This is a genomic window from Neisseria lactamica (assembly GCF_901482445.1).
Classification (GTDB): Bacteria; Pseudomonadota; Gammaproteobacteria; order Burkholderiales; family Neisseriaceae; genus Neisseria; species Neisseria lactamica.
On the sequence record NZ_LR590477.1, the window covers coordinates 527,348 to 546,915 of the forward strand.

19 protein-coding genes are annotated in these 19,568 nt (G+C 52.9%); 5 read left to right on the plus strand and 14 right to left on the minus strand.

The window, feature by feature from the left end; all coding sequences use genetic code 11:
• Positions 1–16 precede the first annotated feature (16 nt).
• The 6 genes from FGL10_RS02975 to FGL10_RS03000 form a co-directional block, all read right to left on the minus strand.
• Positions 17–346: a hypothetical protein gene (locus FGL10_RS02975; RefSeq protein WP_003710316.1), complete on the minus strand. Its 330-nt coding sequence runs from the start codon at positions 344–346 to the stop codon at positions 17–19.
• Positions 347–427: 81 nt separating this feature from the next.
• Positions 428–682, minus strand: a complete 255-nt coding sequence (locus FGL10_RS02980) for a hypothetical protein (protein ID WP_036475053.1) — start codon at positions 680–682, stop codon at positions 428–430.
• Between the two features lie 163 nt (positions 683–845).
• Positions 846–1,361: a hypothetical protein gene (locus FGL10_RS02985; protein WP_003710320.1), complete on the minus strand. Its 516-nt coding sequence runs from the start codon at positions 1,359–1,361 to the stop codon at positions 846–848.
• A 52-nt stretch (positions 1,362–1,413) separates the two neighbouring features.
• Positions 1,414–1,908 (minus strand): DUF4124 domain-containing protein, encoded by a 495-nt coding sequence (locus FGL10_RS02990; protein WP_232043720.1) that lies wholly within the window; start codon positions 1,906–1,908, stop codon positions 1,414–1,416.
• On the minus strand, positions 1,820–3,742 hold the full coding sequence (locus tag FGL10_RS02995) for an ATP-binding cassette domain-containing protein (RefSeq protein WP_003710324.1): 1,923 nt from the start codon (positions 3,740–3,742) through the stop codon (positions 1,820–1,822). The genes FGL10_RS02990 and FGL10_RS02995 overlap by 89 nt, the downstream gene beginning before the upstream one ends.
• A gap of 75 nt (positions 3,743–3,817) precedes the next feature.
• A complete protein-coding gene (locus FGL10_RS03000; RefSeq protein ID WP_003710326.1) occupies positions 3,818–4,189 on the minus strand; it encodes an Mth938-like domain-containing protein in 372 nt (123 codons plus the stop codon).
• A 193-nt stretch (positions 4,190–4,382) separates the two neighbouring features.
• Here FGL10_RS03000 and FGL10_RS03005 point away from each other — a divergent pair, with 193 nt between their 5' ends.
• Positions 4,383–5,690: a homoserine dehydrogenase gene (locus FGL10_RS03005; protein ID WP_003710328.1), complete on the plus strand. Its 1,308-nt coding sequence runs from the start codon at positions 4,383–4,385 to the stop codon at positions 5,688–5,690.
• Positions 5,683–6,117 carry a hypothetical protein gene (locus FGL10_RS03010; RefSeq protein ID WP_036475059.1) on the plus strand — a complete coding sequence of 145 codons (435 nt, stop codon included), beginning with the start codon at positions 5,683–5,685 and terminating at the stop codon, positions 6,115–6,117. Before FGL10_RS03005 ends, FGL10_RS03010 begins: the two co-directional genes overlap by 8 nt.
• Positions 6,118–6,269: 152 nt before the next feature.
• Here FGL10_RS03010 and FGL10_RS03015 read toward each other — a convergent pair whose 3' ends face one another.
• Both FGL10_RS03015 and lon read right to left on the minus strand, forming a co-directional pair.
• Positions 6,270–6,539: an HU family DNA-binding protein gene (locus FGL10_RS03015; protein WP_003710331.1), complete on the minus strand. Its 270-nt coding sequence runs from the start codon at positions 6,537–6,539 to the stop codon at positions 6,270–6,272.
• A gap of 183 nt (positions 6,540–6,722) precedes the next feature.
• On the minus strand, positions 6,723–9,173 hold the full coding sequence (gene lon, locus FGL10_RS03025) for an endopeptidase La (protein WP_036475062.1): 2,451 nt from the start codon (positions 9,171–9,173) through the stop codon (positions 6,723–6,725).
• Positions 9,174–9,656: 483 nt separating this feature from the next.
• Between lon and FGL10_RS03040 the strand changes: the two genes are divergently transcribed.
• Positions 9,657–10,760 (plus strand): methyltransferase, encoded by a 1,104-nt coding sequence (locus FGL10_RS03040; RefSeq protein ID WP_003709966.1) that lies wholly within the window; start codon positions 9,657–9,659, stop codon positions 10,758–10,760.
• Positions 10,761–10,787: 27 nt separating this feature from the next.
• Here FGL10_RS03040 and recD read toward each other — a convergent pair whose 3' ends face one another.
• The 3 genes from recD to FGL10_RS03055 all read right to left on the minus strand — a co-directional run bounded on the left by recD (position 10,788) and on the right by FGL10_RS03055 (position 14,535).
• Positions 10,788–12,533 carry an exodeoxyribonuclease V subunit alpha gene (recD, locus tag FGL10_RS03045; protein WP_003709968.1) on the minus strand — a complete coding sequence of 582 codons (1,746 nt, stop codon included), beginning with the start codon at positions 12,531–12,533 and terminating at the stop codon, positions 10,788–10,790.
• 66 nt (positions 12,534–12,599) lie between these two features.
• Positions 12,600–13,295, minus strand: coding sequence for a lipoprotein-releasing ABC transporter ATP-binding protein LolD (lolD, locus tag FGL10_RS03050; protein WP_003709970.1), 696 nt, complete (start codon positions 13,293–13,295; stop codon positions 12,600–12,602).
• Positions 13,288–14,535 carry a lipoprotein-releasing ABC transporter permease subunit gene (locus FGL10_RS03055; RefSeq protein WP_003709971.1) on the minus strand — a complete coding sequence of 416 codons (1,248 nt, stop codon included), beginning with the start codon at positions 14,533–14,535 and terminating at the stop codon, positions 13,288–13,290. Before FGL10_RS03055 ends, lolD begins: the two co-directional genes overlap by 8 nt.
• A 204-nt stretch (positions 14,536–14,739) precedes the next feature.
• Between FGL10_RS03055 and FGL10_RS03060 the strand changes: the two genes are divergently transcribed.
• A complete protein-coding gene (locus tag FGL10_RS03060) occupies positions 14,740–15,018 on the plus strand; it encodes a hypothetical protein (protein ID WP_003709976.1) in 279 nt (92 codons plus the stop codon).
• Between the two features lie 55 nt (positions 15,019–15,073).
• Here FGL10_RS03060 and recR read toward each other — a convergent pair whose 3' ends face one another.
• The 3 genes from recR to FGL10_RS03075 form a co-directional block, all read right to left on the minus strand.
• Positions 15,074–15,691: a recombination mediator RecR gene (gene recR, locus FGL10_RS03065; protein ID WP_002237005.1), complete on the minus strand. Its 618-nt coding sequence runs from the start codon at positions 15,689–15,691 to the stop codon at positions 15,074–15,076.
• Positions 15,692–15,757: 66 nt separating this feature from the next.
• Positions 15,758–17,296: a SurA N-terminal domain-containing protein gene (locus FGL10_RS03070; RefSeq protein ID WP_003709980.1), complete on the minus strand. Its 1,539-nt coding sequence runs from the start codon at positions 17,294–17,296 to the stop codon at positions 15,758–15,760.
• Positions 17,297–17,376: 80 nt separating this feature from the next.
• Positions 17,377–17,730: an arsenate reductase gene (locus FGL10_RS03075; RefSeq protein WP_003709982.1), complete on the minus strand. Its 354-nt coding sequence runs from the start codon at positions 17,728–17,730 to the stop codon at positions 17,377–17,379.
• 150 nt (positions 17,731–17,880) lie between these two features.
• Here FGL10_RS03075 and FGL10_RS03080 point away from each other — a divergent pair, with 150 nt between their 5' ends.
• Positions 17,881–19,509 (plus strand): ABC-F family ATPase, encoded by a 1,629-nt coding sequence (locus FGL10_RS03080; RefSeq protein WP_003709984.1) that lies wholly within the window; start codon positions 17,881–17,883, stop codon positions 19,507–19,509.
• Positions 19,510–19,568 lie beyond the last annotated feature (59 nt).

Consider the following 19,568-nt stretch of genomic DNA (forward strand, 5'->3'; position numbering starts at 1 on the left):
ATATACATTATGCGAACTAGCCGAAGAATCGTTTTTTACGGTGGAAAAAGCCCGGATTGTTCGGATAGACAAAATGGGCGCAATGGGCTTTGAAATACGCCCTTTTTACGCGCTCCCTGTCCCTTTCCCTGCAACGCCTATATTCCAAACCTGCAATAATTTCAATCGGATCTATACCCATCACGTCGGCAATATCCAAGACGACGGCAAAAGGAAACCTAAGCCGGTTGCGCCGGTATTGGGACACTTCTGACGGTGTAACCGCCCATCTTTTGGAAAGCGCGTAATCGGAACGCACCCGTAACCGCCCTTTGACGGCATCCAGCCATTGAGATTGTGAAAGCATAATAAAATCAAAGCCTTTGTGAAAACCTGTAATTTAATGATACAGATTTTTGCAAAGGCTCTCTATTTGAGCATATGCTCCTTATTGTTTTATGTCTTTGGGATTGCTTTCGGGGATGTCTATATAATGAATAGAATCAGATTCTTTTTCGTTGCATTCATCGTTAAATTCCCATATTGATTGCAAGCAAAGGGTTTGTTTATCATCTTTCTCATTTTTAATTTCGGCGTATTTGATGCCGTCTTCTTTTCCTCTTTGATACCCATAAATAAATATGGAAAATGTCAAGATGGTAAAAATAATAATGGTAGAAATCCATTTCAGGGCTTTTTTCATATCAGCAGCTACCTATCGTAATTCTTCCGTCTTCATCTATTTTTACGAACTTGGATGAAGGGCGGATTATTTTTATGCGGGAATCTTGTTGTATTGCTTTAGGACATTCTCCGGCTTTTGTGCGTCCTTCACATTCTCATCGGTCAGGCATAGGTTAAAAGGCTTACATACGCCCCAGTTCCCTTTGCAGGGCTTGGATGTTTTGCTGTCTGTCCAACACATTGCTTTGTAATGTGTTTATTTCTTGGTGGTTGATGTTGCCGCCTTTTGCCAAACGTGCTTGCGATAGCATTTTTTGGGCTTCGCTCAGGGCTTTGCGTTCGTTACTCAATTCTGCTTCGAGAATGGCGCGCCTGCTGTTGTTTACGGGTGCTTGTTGGGGCTGCGGCGTATTGGATTTTGCCGGTTTGGATACTGTTTTGACCGGGGTTTTATATTTGACGGCCGATCCGTTGTTTGACGGTGATGGTGCCGGTTCGGACGTTTGGGGCGGGATATAACGTTCGCTGCTGTAGTTGCCGATCGGGGGCAAATCGGTTGAGTGGCAGCTTTTAGACGGCTTGGTGGTGTAAACGGTTTCTCCGTTGATTGTGCAGGTATAGATTTTGGCCGCATTTGCGCCCAATGGGGTTGAAATTAGGGAAAGGTTGATTAGGATTAAGGGGAGTTTTGATTTCATAATGTGTTTGATACTCAGGTGATGATTTGATTTTTAAGGGTTTTTTGGCATTTTACGGGCTTTTCTTTCCGCTTGTTTCCTTTTGATTTTCTTTCGGGGCTTTGGCAGCCTGCCTGTTCTTTTTCCCGGCAGGTTTTTTGCTTTTCTTTTTGTTTTCCGTGTGTATTTGGGTTTCTTGACTGAGTTTTTTTATTTTCAGGCGGTATCCGCCTCCCTGATGGCTGCTGATTTTAGGTAAGTCCGCGCCGGTACACGATCCTGACGGGTCTGATGTATATACGCTTTTGCCATTTGAGCTGCAATTATATACGGAGGCTTGCGCTGCCGTACCGGCAAAGGACAGGAAGATGAAGGCGGCAAAAAGTCTGGTTTTCATACCGGTAAAGTAAAAAGGCGATGGTAAGGTGCAGATTATACCGTTCTTGGCAGACAAAGATAAGCACCCTGCCCGCGCTTCTTTATTGCCCGGCAAACTGTCTCTCGATTTCAGTTTCAATCTGTTCCAATTCTTCTTGGCAAGCCAGCCAAACCTCTTCGATTTGGGCAAGTTGTGTTTTGACTTTTGCCAGCTGGGATAAGGTGTTTTGCAATTTTTCTTTGTTTGCTTCAAGGTAAGCGTCTTCTTGTGCCAAAAATGTTTCACAGGCCGTCTGAACGTCGGAAAGCTGCGCCATTTCTTTTTCGGCACGGTCGATTTTCTGCTGTATCGGCTTGCCGCGTCGGGCTTTTTCTTGGCGGATTTGTGCTTCGATGCGCTTGGTGTCTTTGCGGCTTTGGCTTTGTGCGGAAGCGGCTGGTGCGGCTGCGGCGTTTTCCTGTGCCAAACGCCATTGGCGGTAGTCGTTCAAATCGCCGTCAAAGTTTTTCAGACGGCCTTTGTCTATCAAGAGGAAACTGTCGGTCGTGGCTTCAAGCAGGCTGCGGTCGTGCGAAACGACGATTAATGCGCCTTGGAAACTTTGCAGTGCGAGCGTCAGGGCGTGGCGCATATCCAAATCCAAATGGTTGGTCGGCTCGTCAAGGAGCAGCAGGTTCGGCTTTTGCCAGATAATCATGGCAAGGGCGAGGCGGGCTTTTTCACCGCCGGAAAAAGGTTCGGTTTTCTGCAACGCCATATCGCCGACAAAATTGAAGCCGCCTAAAAAGTTGCGGATTTCTTGTTCACGCACTTCGGGCGAAAGCTGCTGAATGTGCCAAACAGGGCTTTGGTCGGCGCGGATGGTGTCGAGCTGGTGTTGGGCAAAATAGCCGATATTGAGTTTTTCGGAACGGACGATGCTGCCGGAGAGCAAATCGATTTTGCCCGCCAAGGCTTTGATAAACGTAGATTTACCGCTGCCGTTGACACCCAATAAACCATAGCGCGCGCCGCTTTCCAGCGACAGGGTAATGTCGTGCAAAACAGTTTTGCCTTCGTAACCCAAATCTGCGTGTTCCAGCTTCAGCAAAGGATTGGGCAGATGCTCGGGATTGTAAAACTCAAAGGAAAACTCGCTGTCCAGATGCGCGGGGGCGATGCGTTCGAGCTTCGCCAACGCCTTCATGCGGCTTTGCGCTTGAACGGCTTTGGTGGCTTTGGCTTTGAAGCGGTCGATAAAGGATTGCAGATGTTTGATTTGCGCCTGCTGTTTGACATAGGCGGCTTGTTGTTGCGCCAGACGTTGCGCGCGTTCGTTTTGGTAAAAATCGTAATTGCCGCCGTATTGCGTGAGCTTTTGCTGGGACAATTCGATGGTTTGGGTGGTAGCCGCATTGAGGAAATCGCGGTCGTGGGAAATGATGATTTGCGTGCAGGGTAAAGAAGCAAGATGATTTTCCAGCCACAAGACGGTTTCCAAATCCAAGTGGTTGGTCGGTTCGTCCAAAAGCAGCAAATCGGCACGGCAAATCAGCGCTTGCGCAAGATTCAGGCGCATCCGCCAGCCGCCGGAAAAGGATTTGACGGGGCGGCTGTGTTCTTCTTGCGAAAAACCCAGCCCGTCCAACAATTTTGCCGCACGCGCCGGAGCGGTATAAGCGTCGATTTCTTCCAATTTGGCGTGATATTCCGCCTGTTTCATACCGTCGTTTTGCGCTTCCGCCTGCGCCAATGCCGTCTGAAAAGCCTGCAACTCGGTATCGCCCTGCAAAACGTAGTCCGATGCGGAAATATCCAAGTCGGGCGTTTCTTGGGAAACGGAGGAAATCCGCCAGTTTTTCGGAATCGAGATATCGCCGCCGTCCTGGGTGATTTCGCCCTTGATTAAGGCAAACAGGCTGGATTTGCCCGTCCCGTTTTTACCGATCAAACCGACGCGCTGGCAGGGATTGACGGTGGCGTTGGCTTTGTCGAGCAGGACTTTCAAACCGCGTTGCAGGGTGAGGTTTTTGATTTCAATCATAACGAAGCATCATTGGGCGGAAAAGGGCTGTATTCTACCTGAAAGTCAGTTCCGATGCCGTCTGAAACAGGAAATTTACGGCTGAAGCCACGCCCAAACCCTGCGCCCTTCCGAGTGCAGGAAAACCAGTGTCCTGAATGCCGAATCGGTATTCATACATTCCACGCCGATTCCGATTCGGGAAAAATCCGCCATAATTTTGGGACGGATAAACTTCTGTACCGCCCCCGTCCCGATAATCAATATTTCCGGATAGTCATCCGCTTTGACATCAGATAACAGATTATCCGGCATCAAATCGGACAATGACCGGCATATCGATGGCTCTGCCGAACCTTGCCGCAGCAGCACAGGCTTATTGAAATGCCTGCCGGACAGCCGGATTTCACCCGCGCCGAAGCCATATTCCGCAAATTGTCCGTCTATCGGATTTTCTTCAAACAACATTTTTTATCCCGTTGCCGCATCATCTGCCCCGCAAGGGGTGCAAAATCAGACAAATTAATGTAGGATGGGCAGATTTCATCTGACCCGCCTGCCGGTTTCAGACGGCATTTGATTCAAAGTGCGGCACCATTATATCGGCGGCAGATATTTTCGTCTTTTATATTCACATTCAATCGGCTTGCAAGGAGGCACAATGAAGCCAGTAAACATCGGTCTTTTAGGTTTGGGTACGGTCGGCGGCGGCACGGCTGCCGTGTTGCAGGGCAATGCGGCGGAAATCAGCCGCCGTTTGGGACGCGAAATCCGTATTTCTGCCGTATGCGACTTGAGCGAAGAAAAAGCCCGCCAAACCTGCCCGTCCGCAGCCTTTGTCAAAGATCCGTTCGAACTGGTTGCGCGCGAAGACGTGGATGTCGTCGTCGAATTGTTCGGCGGCACGGGCATCGCCAAAGACGCGGTGTTGAAAGCCATTGAAAACGGCAAACACATCGTTACCGCCAACAAAAAACTGCTCGCCGAATACGGCAACGAAATCTTCCCGCTGGCGGAAAAACAAAACGTCATCGTCCAATTTGAAGCCGCAGTAGCGGGCGGTATTCCGATTATCAAAGCCCTGCGCGAAGGTTTGGCGGCAAACAGGATTAAATCCATCGCCGGCATCATCAACGGCACCAGCAACTTCATCCTCTCCGAAATGCGCGAAAAAGGCAGCGCGTTTGCCGACGTATTGAAAGAAGCACAGGCATTGGGCTACGCCGAGGCCGACCCCACCTTCGACATCGAAGGCAACGACGCAGGCCATAAAATCACCATTATGAGCGCGCTGGCATTCGGTACGCCGATGAACTTCTCCGCCTGCTATCTCGAAGGCATCAGCAAACTCGACAGCCGCGACATCAAATACGCCGAAGAATTCGGCTACCGCATCAAACTTCTGGGCATCACCCGCAAAACCGGCAAAGGCATCGAATTGCGCGTCCACCCTACCCTGATTCCCGAAAGCCGTCTCTTGGCAAACGTCGACGGCGTGATGAACGCCGTGCGCGTCAACGCCGATATGGTCGGCGAAACCTTATATTACGGCGCGGGCGCGGGCGCATTGCCGACCGCTTCCGCCGTGGTTGCCGACATCATCGACATCGCCCGCCTGATTGAAGCCGATACCGGCCACCGCGTACCGCATCTGGCGTTCCAACCCGCGCAAGTCCAAGCGCAAAACATTCTGCCTATGGACGAAATCACCAGCAGCTACTACCTGCGCGTCCAAGCCAAAGACGAACCGGGTACGCTGGGGCAAATCGCCGCGCTTCTGGCAAAAGAAAACGTGTCTATCGAAGCCTTAATCCAAAAAGGCGTGATCGATCAAACCACCGCCGAAATCGTGATTCTGACCCACAGCACGGTCGAGAAGCGCATCAAGTCGGCAATCGCGGGCATCGAAGCCTTGGTTTGTGTCGATAAGCCGGTTACGATGATCCGAATGGAAAGCCTGCATGACTGAGCCGAAACACGAAATGCCGACGGAAGAGCAGGTTGCCGCGCGCAAAAAAGCAAAAGCCAAAATCCGCACCATCCGCATTTGGGCGTGGGTCATTTTGGCGTTGCTCGCTTCAACCGCCCTGCTCTCCCAATGCGCGATGTCCAAACCGCAGGCAAAGCAGAAAATTGTCGAATCTTGCGTGAAGAATATTCCGTTTGCCGAAAAATGGCAGAACGATTTGAAAGCACGCGGTTTGGATTCAAACAATACCCGCCTCGCCGTCGATTACTGTAAATGTATGTGGGAACGGCCTTTGGACAGGTTGAGCGAGAAACAGATTAGCTCCTTCGGCAAACTCGGCGCACAAGAACAGCTTGACCTGCTCGGCGGCGCAAATGCCTTTGAAGCGCGCGACAAACAGTGTGTCGCGGATTTGAAAGCCGATTGAACTGCCGGACCGGGATGCCGTCTGAACGCGGGAAAAGCATTTCAGACGGCATTTTTCCATCAGAATCCGACAGACAGACCCTCATCCGGATTCGGCGGGGCAAACAAAAAGCCGATTCTTCAAAAATCGGCTTTTTATCAAAGACAAACAATTTACAGTGCGTCTTTCAATGCTTTACCTGCACGGAATTTAGGCGTTTTGGCTGCGGCAATGGTCAGAGGCTCGCCGGTTTTGGGATTGCGGCCTTGGCGTTCCGCACGTTCGCCGACGTAGAAAGTACCGAAACCGACCAAAGTCACCGTGTCGCCTTTTTTCAGCGCGTCGGTTACGGCGTTGGTAGTGGCATCCAAAGCTTTTTGTGCGGCGGCTTTGGAAATGCCGGCTTCTTGAGCAATCGCTTCAATCAATTCAGACTTGTTCACAATCAGTCCCTTCTTATCTAAAAAATGATGAAATGCCCGAATATTCGGGGCTTCGTACTTTTGAGTACCTTTGCGCTTTATAGCAATTCTGAAAATACCGTGTCAAGCAGAAAATACGGAATTGCCCTATTTTACGGGCTTTCAGGGCAAACCCGCATCTTTTGCAACACATTTTTTACAAAATCAGTGTTTGGCCGCTTTCGCCCTTGACTTAGGCTTGGCGGCTTCAAGCGGCACTCCTTCGGCACTGAAAGGCGCAACCCGGGGTGTCGGCGGGCTTTCCAAGCCCAAAGCGAGGACTTCGTCTATCCATTTGACCGGATGGATGGCCAGGCCGGTTTTCACGTTTTCAGGGATTTCTTCCAAGTCTTTGACGTTGTCTTTCGGAATCAGGACGTGTTTGATGCCGCCGCGCAAGGCTGCCAACAGTTTTTCCTTCAAACCGCCGATGGGCAAAACTTCGCCGCGCAGGGTAATTTCGCCCGTCATCGCCACATCGGCGCGTACCGGGATTTTGGTAAAGGCAGATACCGCCGCCAAGGTCATCGCAATACCCGCACTCGGACCGTCTTTCGGCGTCGCGCCTTCGGGAACGTGGATGTGGATGTCTTTTTTCTCGTAAAAATCAGGAGCCAAACCCACTGATTCCGCACGGGAACGGACAACCGACCACGCTGCGGACACGGATTCTTTCATCACATCGCCCAACTGGCCGGTACACTGAATCACGCCTTTGCCCGGCAAGGCCGCAGCCTCGACGGTCAGCAATTCGCCGCCGACTTCCGTCCACGCCAAACCGGTAACCTGCCCGATGCGGTTTTCGCTTTCGGCAACGCCGTAATCGAAGCGGCGCACGCCCAAATAGTCGTGCAGGTTTTTCTCATTGACTTTAACCGCCTTAGGCTTGGCTTTTCCGGTTTTTTTGGTTTTTGCGTCTTCGTCCAAGGTAATCTGCATCACCACTTTGCGGCAGATTTTGGCAATTTCGCGGTCGAGCGAACGCACACCGGCTTCACGGGTGTAATAACGGATAATATCGCGCACCGCGCTTTCTTCGACGATTAATTCGCTTTCTTTCACGCCGTTGCGTTTCATTTGCTTCGGCACGAGATACTGCATCGCAATATTGATTTTTTCATCTTCGGTATAGCCGGACAGGCGGATGATTTCCATACGGTCGAGCAACGGAGTCGGAATATTCAAACTATTGGATGTGGCGATAAACATCACATCGCTCAAGTCGTAATCCACTTCCGCATAATGATCGGCAAACTTGTTGTTTTGTTCGGGATCGAGCACTTCAAGCAGCGCGCTGGCGGGATCGCCCCGGAAGTCGTTGCCCAATTTGTCGATTTCGTCGAGCAGGAACAAGGGGTTTTTCACGCCGGCTTTTGCCATATTCTGCAAAATCTTACCGGGCATAGAGCCGATATAGGTGCGGCGGTGTCCCCGGATTTCGCTTTCGTCGCGCACGCCGCCCAAAGCCATGCGGACATATTTCCGCCCCGTTGCTTTGGCGATGGATTCGCCCAAAGAGGTTTTGCCCACGCCCGGAGGACCGACCAGGCACAGAATCGGGCCTTTGAGTTTGTCCATACGTTTTTGGACGGCGAGGTATTCCAAAATCCGTTCTTTGACTTTTTCCAAGCCGTAGTGGTCGGTATCCAGCACCAGTCCGGCTTTGGCGATGTCTTTGCTGACGCGGGATTTTTTCTTCCACGGCAGCTCGAGCAAAGTGTCGATGTAGTTGCGTACGACGGTGGATTCCGCAGACATCGGCGGCATTATTTTGAGCTTTTTCAGTTCGGACAGGCATTTTTCTTCCGCTTCTTTGGTCATACCCGCCTTTTTGATATCTGCTTCCAAGGCATCCAGTTCGCCGTTTTCGTCTTCTTCGCCCAGTTCTTTGTGTATCGCTTTAATCTGTTCGTTCAGATAATATTCGCGTTGGGATTTTTCCATTTGGCGTTTGACGCGTCCGCGTATGCGTTTTTCGGCCTGCATGATGTCGAGTTCGGATTCCAGCTGTGCCAGCAGGAATTCCATCCGTTTGCCGATTTCGGGAATTTCCAAAATCTGTTGGCGTTGCGCCAGTTTCAACTGCAAATGCGCCGCGACCGTATCGGTTAGCCGGCTGTTTTCGGCAATGCCGTTGATGCTGCCGATGATTTCGGCAGGGATTTTTTTATTGAGTTTGGCGTATTGTTCAAACTGCGCCAACAGGGTGCGGCGCACGGCTTCGAGGTCGGTATTGCCGCCCGTGTCTTCTTCCACGACCGCCTCTATATGGGAAACGAACAGCCCGCCTGTGTCTTCAATGGTCAGGACGCGTCCGCGATACAGCCCTTCGACCAGCACTTTTACCGTGCCGTCCGGCAGTTTCAATACCTGTAAGACTTGTGCGACGGTACCGGTCTGATACAGGTCGGCGGCTGCGGGGTTTTCCACTGCGGCATCGGTTTGCGCCAACAGGAAAACCGATTCCTCGCGGGTAATGGCGTTTTCCAGCGCGGCGATGGATTTCTCCCTGCCGACAAACAGCGGCAGAACCATATGCGGGTAAACGACGACATCCCGCAAAGGAAGGGTTGCCAGGGCGGCATATTCCTCAAAATGCTTTTCTTTTTGTGTCATAGGTACTCTCTTGTGTCTGACAGATTGCCGATTTTCGCGTACATTGGGGTTGAAGGTATTATTTCAAGCATACGCGCTTTATAGTGGATTAACAAAAACCGGTACGGCGTTGCCTCGCCTTAGCTCAAAGAGAACGATTCTCTAAGGTGCTCAAGCACCAAGTGAATCGGTTCCGTACTATTTGTACTGTCTGCGGCTTCGTCGCCTTGTCCTGATTTTTGTTAATCCACTATATTTGTAAGGTCGGGGATTCGGATAAAATGCCGTCTGAAGCCCCGGATGCTTCAGACGGCATCGGGTGCGGATCGGTGTTTCCCGGTTGCCGCCCTGTTTCGGAACATCGGATAAGGCGGTCAATTCCCCTGTATGGCGGCGGGCATAAGGGATTATTGATTGTTTGAGCCGCAGGGGCAAACCGATGGGAAAGCCGGTAGGCCGGTTTCGTCGGGAATCGTTCCATCATCATTTACACGCGGAGATTTTATGTCTCATTTTATTTTTCCGGACGACGGGGCCGAATGGCGCAACGAAAGTGTGCAAAAGCCGCCCAAAGGCCGGGTTTGTGTCCGGGAGTGCGGCGCGGACGCTGTTTTGAAAGCCGCCCATCAAAATATTGCAACTGTCTGGCAGGGCGATTTCCACAATGCGAAACAGGTGCTTTCGGCAATGAAGAAGACGGTCCGCAAACCTGCCGCCGTCCGTTCCGATGCGGATATCGCCGCCCTTTTCCACGCCCACCGTATGAAGCAGGCGCAACAGAGCCGTATTCTGAATATGCTTGCCGTTGAAATCCGCCCCGGTTTTGTGTTGGACAACAAACGCGCGCCCGATATATGCGCTGCCCTGTCGGATGTGTACGGCAAGCCTAACGTCAAGCCTTTTTTTCTCCCGCTCAACCTGCTGCTTGGATTTATAGGTGCGCACGAATGGCATAAAAAGGGCGTTGCCGTTTCCCAAGCCGGCGGGCGGATATATGTCCCTTTCGGCGTATTTTCGCCCTTGCGCGGCGAATATCTCGATTTGCTCGCCCAAGCGCCGTCAACAGGGTTTCAGACGGCATTGGACATCGGGACGGGTTCGGGCGTGCTTGCCGCGATATTGGCAAAACAGGGGATTCCTTCCGTAATAGGGACGGACACCAATCCGAGGGCGGTTGCCTGCGCCCGGGCCAATATCGCCCGGCTGGGTTTGGAAAAACAGGTTGAAATACGGGAAACCGATATGTTCCCCGATATGCGTGCCGATTTGATTGTCTGCAACCCGCCGTGGCTGCCCGCCAAGCCGACTTCCGCCGTCGAATCCGCATTATATGACCCCGATTCTGCGATGTTGGCCGCGTTTTTAAGGGATGCGCCGAAACATCTGAATCCCGACGGCGAAATCCGCCTGATTATTTCCGACCTTGCAGAGCATTTGGGGCTGCGTCCTGCCGATTTTTTGGAAAAGGCATTTATCCGGGCGGGTTTGCGTGTTGCCGATATGATGAAAACCAAGCCGAAGCACAAAAAAGCCGCGAATCCGAGCGATCCGCTTGCTTTTGCGCGAACCCGGGAAACCACTTTCCTATACCTTTTGAAAAAGGCATAAGGGGCGGCGGCGCGGCATTCGGGCGGATTATTCTTGTGAAAATACCCGCCCAAGCATACTGCCCAATGCCGTCTGACGCGCTTTGACGGTGGCGGCGGCTTGCCGGAAGGCTTCTTCCCCGCCGAAAAATACGAACTTTTCCCTCGCGCGGGTAATGGCTGTGTAAAGCAGCCCTCTGCTCAAGCCCGAAAGCGCGTCGTCCGCGTCGTCCGAACTGCCGGCGGAGGGCGGCAGCAGCCAAACTTCACGATATTCCGAACCTTGGCTTTTGTGGACGGTCAGCGCGAAAGCGGGTTCGAAATCGGGCAGGCAGCTTACCGCAACCTTTTTAAATCCGTTCGTATCGGGGAAATAGGCGGCAAGACTGCCCTGTCGTCCGACATCTTCCATAATCAGTCCGATGTCGCCGTTGAACAGCTCAAGCGCGTAGTCGTTCTGCCTGATCATAATCGGCTCTCCGGCAAAATATGCCAAATGTTCCGGTATGTTCATTTTGCGGCGTACATGGCGGCAATAGGCTTCGTTGAAGTCTTCCGCATCCTGCCGCCAAGCTGCCAGAACCACGATATCCGAAATGCCCGCGTATGCGGCTTCGATATTGCCGTCTTTTACCGCCTGCCAATAGGCTTTGTGCGCTCGGTACAATCTTTCGACTTGGGCGTTCGGACTGCATTCCGAATGTTCCAGTTCGTCCGGAAACCGGTCAAACAATGCCCACGCCCCCTCATCGCCCGATACGGCGGCACGGGCAAGGCAGCCGATGCCGCTGTTGTCGCCGAAGCGGTGGCTGAACGACAGATGGGCGGTGTTTTGCGCCAACACGGGCGGATTTGCGCTGACGCTGAAACCGTGTTCCAGAAGAAAGCCGGCCAGCCTTTGGTGCGTTTCTCCGTCCAAAACGGTTTTTTGCGACAAAACGGACAGCACCGCCCCGATTCCGACGGACGGAAGCTGGTTTTCATCCCCCAGCAGAATCACGCGCGCGCCGGTTTTGACCGCCTTTAAAAGTTGCAACATCAATGCCGTATCCAGCATAGAGGCTTCATCGATAACCAATACGTCAAACGGCAGCGGGTAAACAGGGTTGAACGCCGGCTGCATTTTGGGTGGGCGCAGCTTCAGCAGGCGGTGGACGGTTTGCCCTTCCAATTTAAGCAGATGGCGGCGGACGGTCTCGGGCGCGTCAAAACTGTTGATTGCACGGTGCAGCGCGCGTGCCATATGTGCCGCTGCTTTGCCCGTCGGTGCGGCAAGCGCGATGTTGGGAAGATTTTCGTCTTCACCGCAAATCAGTGCCAGCAGTTTGGCAACCGTCGTCGTTTTACCCGTCCCGGGTCCGCCGGTAATCACCATAAAAGACTGCAACAGTGCCAAGGCGGCGGCATCGCGCTGCCCTTCGCCGCCCGTGCCTTGAAACCATTTTGCGAGGTTTTGCCGCACACCTGCCGCGTCGGGGGCGGATGTGCCGGCTGCCGCCAAGCGTTTTATCTCGGCAGCCAAATCGTATTCCAACTGCCACATCCTGCCCAAAAACAGCCTTCTGCCTTCCAAAATCAAAGGCGCGGCGGATGTTCCGACCACGGGTGCGAGTGCCGACAGCGCGTCAGCCTCGCCACCGCTCAAACGGATAAACGAATGACCGTTCTGCAATGCCTGAAACAGGCGTTCGGTACAGTTTGCAAGCACTTCGTCGCCAGAACCCGCATAGTGTTCCAAAAAACGGATTGCCGCCCTTGCCGCCGCTTGGGCAAATTCATCTGTCTGCCGTTCCATCGTATTCCTTATCCAAATGCCGTCTGAAGGCGCGGGGCTTCAGACGGCGCGTGTTGTTTCGGCTGTTTAGGCGTTTGCGCCCTGTTTGGGGTGCAGGCTGCCGTCCTTCATGACCATCACGCGCCCGAAGCGGCCGGCGAGTTCGTCGTCGTGCGTTACGACCACCAGCCCCGTTCCCAATTCTGTTTTCAGTTCCAGCATCATATCCAAAACATTCCTGGCGTTCGCACGGTCGAGATTGCCGGTCGGTTCGTCGGCAAGCAGGCATTTTGGTTGCGTAACCAAGGCGCGTGCAATGGCGGCACGCTGGCGTTCGCCGCCTGAAAGTTCGCCTGCGCGGTGCGTCGAACGGTGTTTCAGTCCGACCTTTTCCAGCATCGCCATTGCCGCCTCCGCAGCTTCTTCACGGTTTTTTTTGCCAATCAGAAGCGGCATCATCACGTTTTCCAGTGCCGAAAATTCAGGCAGAAGATGGTGGAACTGGTACACGAAACCGAGATGGCGGTTGCGCAAATCGCCCAAACGCCGCTGGTTTAAGGCACGCAAATCCTCGCCCATCAGCAGCACCCTGCCTTCAGACGGCATATCCAGCCCGCCCAAAATATGCAGCAGCGTCGATTTGCCGCTGCCCGAAGAACCGATGATGCCGGTGCTTTCCCCCGCGCGGATTTCCAAATCCAAGCCGTGCAGCACCCGAACGTCCAAACCGCCGTCCCGATAGCGTTTGCCCACGCCTTCGCATTTCAAAATCAACTCACTCATAACGCAAAGCCTCCGCCGGTTGGGTTTTTGACGCGCGCCGGCTCGGGTAGAGCGTGGCAACGAAAGACAGTCCCAAGGAAATGCAGGCAATCAGGGCAACGTCGCCCATATCGACATCACTGGGCAGGTAGTCGATAAAATAAACCTGCGAATTGATGAGGTGGACACCGAGCAGGTTTTCAAAAAACGCCACGACCCTGCCGACGTTCCAACCCAAAAGCACGCCGCAGACTACGCCCGCCAGTGTACCGAAAAAGCCTGAAAACGCGCCCTGCACCATAAAAATCTTCATCACGCCGGCAGGGGAAAGACCCAAAGTCCGCAAAATCGCGATGTCCGCCTGCTTTTCCGTAACCGCCATCACCAAGGAAGAGACAAGGTTGAACGCCGCCACGGCGATAATCAGCGTCAGGATGATGAACATCATCCGTTTTTCCAACTCGACCGCCTCAAAATAGCTGCGGTTGCTGTACGTCCAATCACGTACCCAAACCGTATCCCTTTGCGCCTCCGGAATCAGTGTTGCCGTCAAGGCAGGGGCATTTTGCGGATCGGCGAGTTTCAGCCGCAGCCCCGCAACTTCCTTATCCAAGCGGTACAGTACGCGCGCGTCTTGGATATGCGTCATCGCCAATGAGTTGTCCACTTCGTAAACGCCCGTCTTAACCAGCCCGACCACGTTAAACTGTTTCAACCTCGGTACGACTCCGGCGGGGGTAACGTTGCCCTCCGGCGTGATAACGGTAACTTTATTGCCGACTTCGACACCCAGTGCCTCAGCCAAACCGACACCGAGGATAATGTCAAACTCGCCCGGAATCAGGTCTTCAAACTTGCCTGCCGGCATTTTGTCGCCGTATTCCACCACTTTGCGCTCTTCAGACGGCAAAATGCCGCGCATCTGCACGCCCCTGATTTCGCCCGCGTTTGCCAGCAGAGCCTGATTGGAAACATAGGGAGCGGCAGCCAAAATACCTTTGCGGTTTTCGGTAAACCGAAGCAGGTTGCGCCAATCCGTACCCGTATTGTCGATATAGCCGATTTCGGCGTGCGGCGCGACATTCAGGAGCTGCCCGCGTATTTCTTTCTGAAAGCCGTTCATAACCGACAAGACAACAATCAGCGCGGTTACGCCCAAGGCGATTCCGGCAATCGAAACCATCGTAATAAACGACATAAAGCCGTTGCGCTTTTTCGCCCTGAGATACCTCAAGCCTATCCAAGCCTCTAGAGAAAACATAACGCTACCTTAAAAATGTCTGCAAACGTGCCGCCCCGGACGGCGGTTTGGGGGCGGCGGCAAAAGTTTATTGTACCGTAAAACCCCGGCAGTGTCCGAACGCCCGAGTGCGGGGGACGGGGCGGCAGAGCGGGCGGAAAACTTGCACAACGCGTCAAACTGCCCTATCCTTTCCTTCAGAAAAACCGTTTCTTGAGGAAAACAATGAATATCCGAACTGCTTTTGCTTTGTGCGCCATCGCCTTATCCGCCGCTGCGGCTGCCTACGCCAAAGAAATCAAAATCGATGCCAACAACACGCCTTATTCCGAAGCCGACGCGCAAAAGCTGGCGGCAACGGCAGTCGGTATGGGCGTTAAAGAACCCGTCAGCCTGAACGGCGGCAGCGGCAGCATTACCGTTTCCGGCAGCAGCGCGACGCAGTGCGTGTTCAAAGTCGGCAACGGAGGCGCGTTGCAGATTCAAGGGCTCAACTGCAAGTAAACCGTCCGGAAAAATGCCGTCTGAAGGCTTCAGACGGCATTTTGCATTGGCGGCGTTACGCCCCGCCTTCTTTAATCAGGCGGCGTTCGTACACCGCCTGCGCCAGCGTTCCCGCATCGACATATTCCAATTCGCCGCCCAAGGGGATGCCCTGCGACAGCCTGCTGACTTTGTAAGGCAGGTTTTTAAAAAACTCGGACAGGACATACGCCGTCGCATTGCCTTCTGCGGTAAAAGCGGTTGCAATAATGATTTCTTCGACTTCCCCGCCGCCCAGCCGTTGCGCCAGCCTGTCCAATGCGATGGCCGATACGTCCATTCCCAGTGCCGTATTGATTTGCCCCATCAGGACGAAATACAGCCCGTCGTGGCAATTTGCCGCTTCCATATTCGACACGTCGGCAGGCATATGCACCACCATCAGCCGCCGCCCGTCGCGTGTTTCATCGGCACAAATATCGCACAATCCGCCTTCGCAAAACGTGTTGCACCTCGCGCAATGATCGACCTGCTTCAATGCCGTCTGCAAGGCATCCACCAGTTTTTCAGCCTCTTTGCGCTTGTGTTGGAGCAAATGATACGCTATCCGTTGTGCCGATTTCGGCCCGACGTTGGGTAAAACCTTCAGCGCGTCGATCAATCCTTGGAAGGCATCTTGTTTTTTGTGGCTCATCATATTCCGCCGTATGGGAAAACGGCCGGAATATTCCGACCGTTATGTTGTCAACAAAAGTGTCAATTACTGACCGTCGCCGTTGTCGACCGATTGCGCTCCTTTGGTCTGTTTGATTTTGCCGTTGAAATAACGTATCAGCAGGTCGAAGGTATTGGCAGACTGCTGTTGCGCCAAAGCCTGTTTTGCAAGCGGGATGCGCGCGGTGGCATCATCGGGCGGCGTGACTGCCTGCACCTCGACAATCACGGGAGCCGGCAGGCCGGTCAGCCTGACATAGGCGGGTTTGCCGTTTGCCGGTTTTGCTTTCAGCAGTTCCGCATAAGCCTCGGGCGGCATAGACTGCCTTGCCTGCTGCGCGCCCAAAACGGACACTTCCGACCATTTCACGTCAACTGCCTTGCCGCCGTTCAGTTGGGTAAGCACTTCTTTTGCCTTGTTTTCGGCAAGTTTGGCGGCTTCGGTACGGATATAAGCCTGACGCACCGCATCTTTGGCTTCGGCAAACGGTAGGGTTTTCTCTTCGCGGACTTCTTTGGCACGGACGACCCACGCGGTTTCGCTGTTGATGGTCAGCACTTCGGAATTGTGTTTTTTCTTCAATACGTCGTCGCTGAATACGGCATTGATCAGGTTTTCGGGCATACCGGACATTTGCGCGTCCTGCCTGCTCAGCCAAGTTTCTTGGGTTTCGACTTTCAAACCGCTGTTTTTGGCGGCTTCGTCAAGCGAGGAAGGATGGTTGAACGCGTCATCGCCCAGCTTTTCTTTTGCCTTATTGAAGTCGGCAACCGCCTTTTTCATTTTCAATTCGTTCTCAACGGCGGCTTTTTCCTGCTCGAAAGAAGGTTTGGCTTCATTTGCCGGCAAACGCGCCACGCGCTCTTCATACGCATTTTTCACTTCTGTTTCGCTGACGGCCTGTTTGTCTGCAAAGTCTTTCAGATTCAATGCGACATATTCCAATTTGACCGCTTGGGGAAGCAGGTAGTCTTTTTTGTTCGCATTATAAAATTTCTGCAAATCGGCTTCAGACACTTTGACTTGGGCGATGAATTCGTCGGGGTTGAAAGTGTGCGAACGGATGGTGCGGTTGACCTGGGTCAGCCTGATCAGCTGTTCCGCCTGCGCGTCGCCGACCAATACGCCGTTTTGGACGAGGTTTACCAAATTCTGTAAGGCAAACTGATCGCGGATTTCCTCGACAAACTGGTCTTCAGACATATGGCGTTGCGACAGGTAGCGGTTTAAAAGCGCGTGGTCGAATTTGCCGCCCGCATCGTGAAAATTAGGATCGTCTACGATAATTTGCTTGATTTGTTCGGAAGAAACGGAAATGCCCATCAGCTTCGCACCCTGTTTCAGGTAGGCGCGTTGCAGCAGGGATTGGAACACCGCGTCGCGCGAAGGGCTGCCGCCGTCCGCCTGTTCGTTTTGGACGGCGGCGTTAAGCGACTGCTCGCTGATTTTTTCGTCGCCCACTTGGACGATGTAGTCGGCACCCGGACGGGATGCCGTGCTGACCCCGAAGCCGACGAAGGTTAATGCGATCAGCCCCAAAAGGACTTGGGCGGGCGTTTTGTATTTTTCGATGGAATGGAACATATTTTAAATCGGAATATGGAATGGAATCGGGAAATTCAAGCGGCGTATTGTAACGGTTTTTATACGCGTCTGCACGAAGGTTAAGGTTTGAATATCTCCCGATAAGATTCTTCGCTGAAGCCGGCGTAAACCCTGCCGCCGCACTCCAATACGGGACGCTTGATCAGGCTCGGCATTTCGGACATCAGTTTGACGGCCTCCGCCGTCGAGGACAGGGCTTTTTGCTGTGTCTCGGCATCGAGTTTGCGCCAGCTTGTCCCGCGTTTGTTGAGCAGGGTTTCCAAAGGCACTTGTTCCAGCCACGAGCAGATTTCCGCTTCAGACGGCATCCGTTTTTTGAAGTCCCGAAATTCAAACTCCAAGCCGTATCCGGCAAGCCTGTTTTTGGCTTTTTTGACCGTGTCGCAATTGGGGATGCCGTGAAGGATTATCATTTGGAAACCTTTTGCCTGAAATAATAAAACGGATATTTTACTATAAGTGTCTGAAAATTTGCCCGTCTGTTTCAGACGGCAAGGGGGTTATGTTACAATCCGAAAATTCAACAAATTTAATCTATTGTCCAATATAAGGTTTTACCAGTAATGATTTCTACCAACGGCATTACCATGCAGTTCGGCGCGAAGCCGCTGTTTGAAAACGTATCCGTCAAATTTGGCGAAGGCAACCGCTACGGCTTGATCGGCGCGAACGGCTCGGGCAAATCCACCTTCATGAAAATCCTCGGCGGCGATTTGGAACAGACGGCCGGCGAAGTGGCGATTGAAAACGGCGTGCGTTTGGGTAAATTGCGCCAAGACCAGTTTGCCTACGAAGACATGCGCGTGCTGGACGTAGTGATGATGGGGCATACCGAAATGTGGGCGGCGATGACCGAACGCGACACGATTTACGCCAATCCCGAAGCCACCGAAGACGACTACATGAAAGCCGCCGAACTGGAAGCCAAGTTCGCCGAATACGACGGCTACACCGCCGAAGCACGCGCCGCCGAACTGTTGAGCGGCGTGGGCATTTCCGAAGATTTGCACAATGCGAAAATGGCGGAAGTCGCACCAGGCTTCAAGCTGCGCGTATTGCTGGCGCAAGCCCTGTTCTCCAAACCCGATGTGTTGTTGCTTGACGAACCAACCAATAACTTGGACATCAACACCATCCGCTGGCTGGAAGGCGTGTTAAACCAATATGATTCCACGATGATTATCATCTCGCACGACCGCCACTTCTTGAACGAAGTCTGCACCCACATGGCGGATTTGGACTACAACACCATCACCATCTATCCGGGCAACTACGACGACTATATGCTCGCTTCCGCCCAATCGCGCGAGCGCGCCCTGAAAGACAATGCCAAGGCGAAGGAAAAATTGCAGGAATTGCAAGAATTTGTGGCTCGGTTCAGTGCCAACAAATCCAAAGCCCGTCAGGCGACCAGCCGTCTGAAACAGGCCGACAAAATCAAATCGGAGATGGTCGAAGTCAAACCGTCTACCCGTCAAAACCCGTATATCCGTTTTGAAGCCGACGAAAAAGCCAAGCTGCACCGTCAGGCTGTGGAAGTGGAAAAACTGGCGAAACGCTTTGAAACCCAGTTGTTTAAAAACCTGAACTTCATTCTCGAAGCGGGACAACGTCTCGCCATCATCGGCCCGAACGGCGCAGGTAAATCTACCTTGCTGAAACTCTTGGCCGGCGCGTACAACCCCGAATATTCAGACGGCCTGTTGCCGGACGAAGGCAGCATCAAATGGGCGGAAAAAGCCAGCGTCGGCTACTATCCGCAAGATCACGAAAACGACTTCGATGTCGATATGGATTTGAGCGAATGGATGCGCCAATGGGGGCAGGAAGGCGACGACGAACAAGTCATCCGGGGCACTTTGGGCCGCTTGCTCTTCGGCAGCAACGATGTCGTGAAAAAAGTAAAGGTTCTTTCCGGTGGCGAAAAAGGCCGTATGCTTTACGGCAAACTGCTGCTGTTGAAACCCAATGTTTTGGTGATGGACGAACCGACCAACCATATGGATATGGAAAGCATCGAATCCTTGAATATGGCGTTGGAAAAATATAAGGGCACGCTGATTTTCGTCTCCCACGACCGCCAGTTCGTCTCCTCGCTCGCCACGCAGATTATCGAACTGGACGGCAAGGGCGGTTACGAACATTACCTGGGCGATTACGAAAGCTATTTGGAGAAAAAAGGCGTGGCGTAAGCGCAACCCCGCCGATTGGAACAATGCCGTCTGAAGCCGCTTCAGACGGCATTCTTGAT

Bases quoted from the DNA above. Each gene is read 5' to 3' on its own strand.
- FGL10_RS02975 (WP_003710316.1), bottom strand. From the start codon at position 346: ATGCTTTCACAATCTCAATGGCTGGATGCCGTCAAAGGGCGGTTACGG.
- FGL10_RS02980 (WP_036475053.1), bottom strand. From the start codon at position 682: ATGAAAAAAGCCCTGAAATGGATTTCTACCATTATTATTTTTACCATC.
- FGL10_RS02985 (WP_003710320.1), bottom strand. From the start codon at position 1,361: ATGAAATCAAAACTCCCCTTAATCCTAATCAACCTTTCCCTAATTTCA.
- FGL10_RS02995 (WP_003710324.1), bottom strand. From the start codon at position 3,742: ATGATTGAAATCAAAAACCTCACCCTGCAACGCGGTTTGAAAGTCCTG.
- FGL10_RS03000 (WP_003710326.1), bottom strand. From the start codon at position 4,189: ATGTTGTTTGAAGAAAATCCGATAGACGGACAATTTGCGGAATATGGC.
- FGL10_RS03005 (WP_003710328.1), top strand. From the start codon at position 4,383: ATGAAGCCAGTAAACATCGGTCTTTTAGGTTTGGGTACGGTCGGCGGC.
- FGL10_RS03010 (WP_036475059.1), top strand. From the start codon at position 5,683: ATGACTGAGCCGAAACACGAAATGCCGACGGAAGAGCAGGTTGCCGCG.
- lon (WP_036475062.1), bottom strand. From the start codon at position 9,173: ATGACACAAAAAGAAAAGCATTTTGAGGAATATGCCGCCCTGGCAACC.
- FGL10_RS03040 (WP_003709966.1), top strand. From the start codon at position 9,657: ATGTCTCATTTTATTTTTCCGGACGACGGGGCCGAATGGCGCAACGAA.
- recD (WP_003709968.1), bottom strand. From the start codon at position 12,533: ATGGAACGGCAGACAGATGAATTTGCCCAAGCGGCGGCAAGGGCGGCA.
- lolD (WP_003709970.1), bottom strand. From the start codon at position 13,295: ATGAGTGAGTTGATTTTGAAATGCGAAGGCGTGGGCAAACGCTATCGG.
- FGL10_RS03055 (WP_003709971.1), bottom strand. From the start codon at position 14,535: ATGTTTTCTCTAGAGGCTTGGATAGGCTTGAGGTATCTCAGGGCGAAA.
- FGL10_RS03060 (WP_003709976.1), top strand. From the start codon at position 14,740: ATGAATATCCGAACTGCTTTTGCTTTGTGCGCCATCGCCTTATCCGCC.
- recR (WP_002237005.1), bottom strand. From the start codon at position 15,691: ATGAGCCACAAAAAACAAGATGCCTTCCAAGGATTGATCGACGCGCTG.
- FGL10_RS03070 (WP_003709980.1), bottom strand. From the start codon at position 17,296: ATGTTCCATTCCATCGAAAAATACAAAACGCCCGCCCAAGTCCTTTTG.
- FGL10_RS03075 (WP_003709982.1), bottom strand. From the start codon at position 17,730: ATGATAATCCTTCACGGCATCCCCAATTGCGACACGGTCAAAAAAGCC.
- FGL10_RS03080 (WP_003709984.1), top strand. From the start codon at position 17,881: ATGATTTCTACCAACGGCATTACCATGCAGTTCGGCGCGAAGCCGCTG.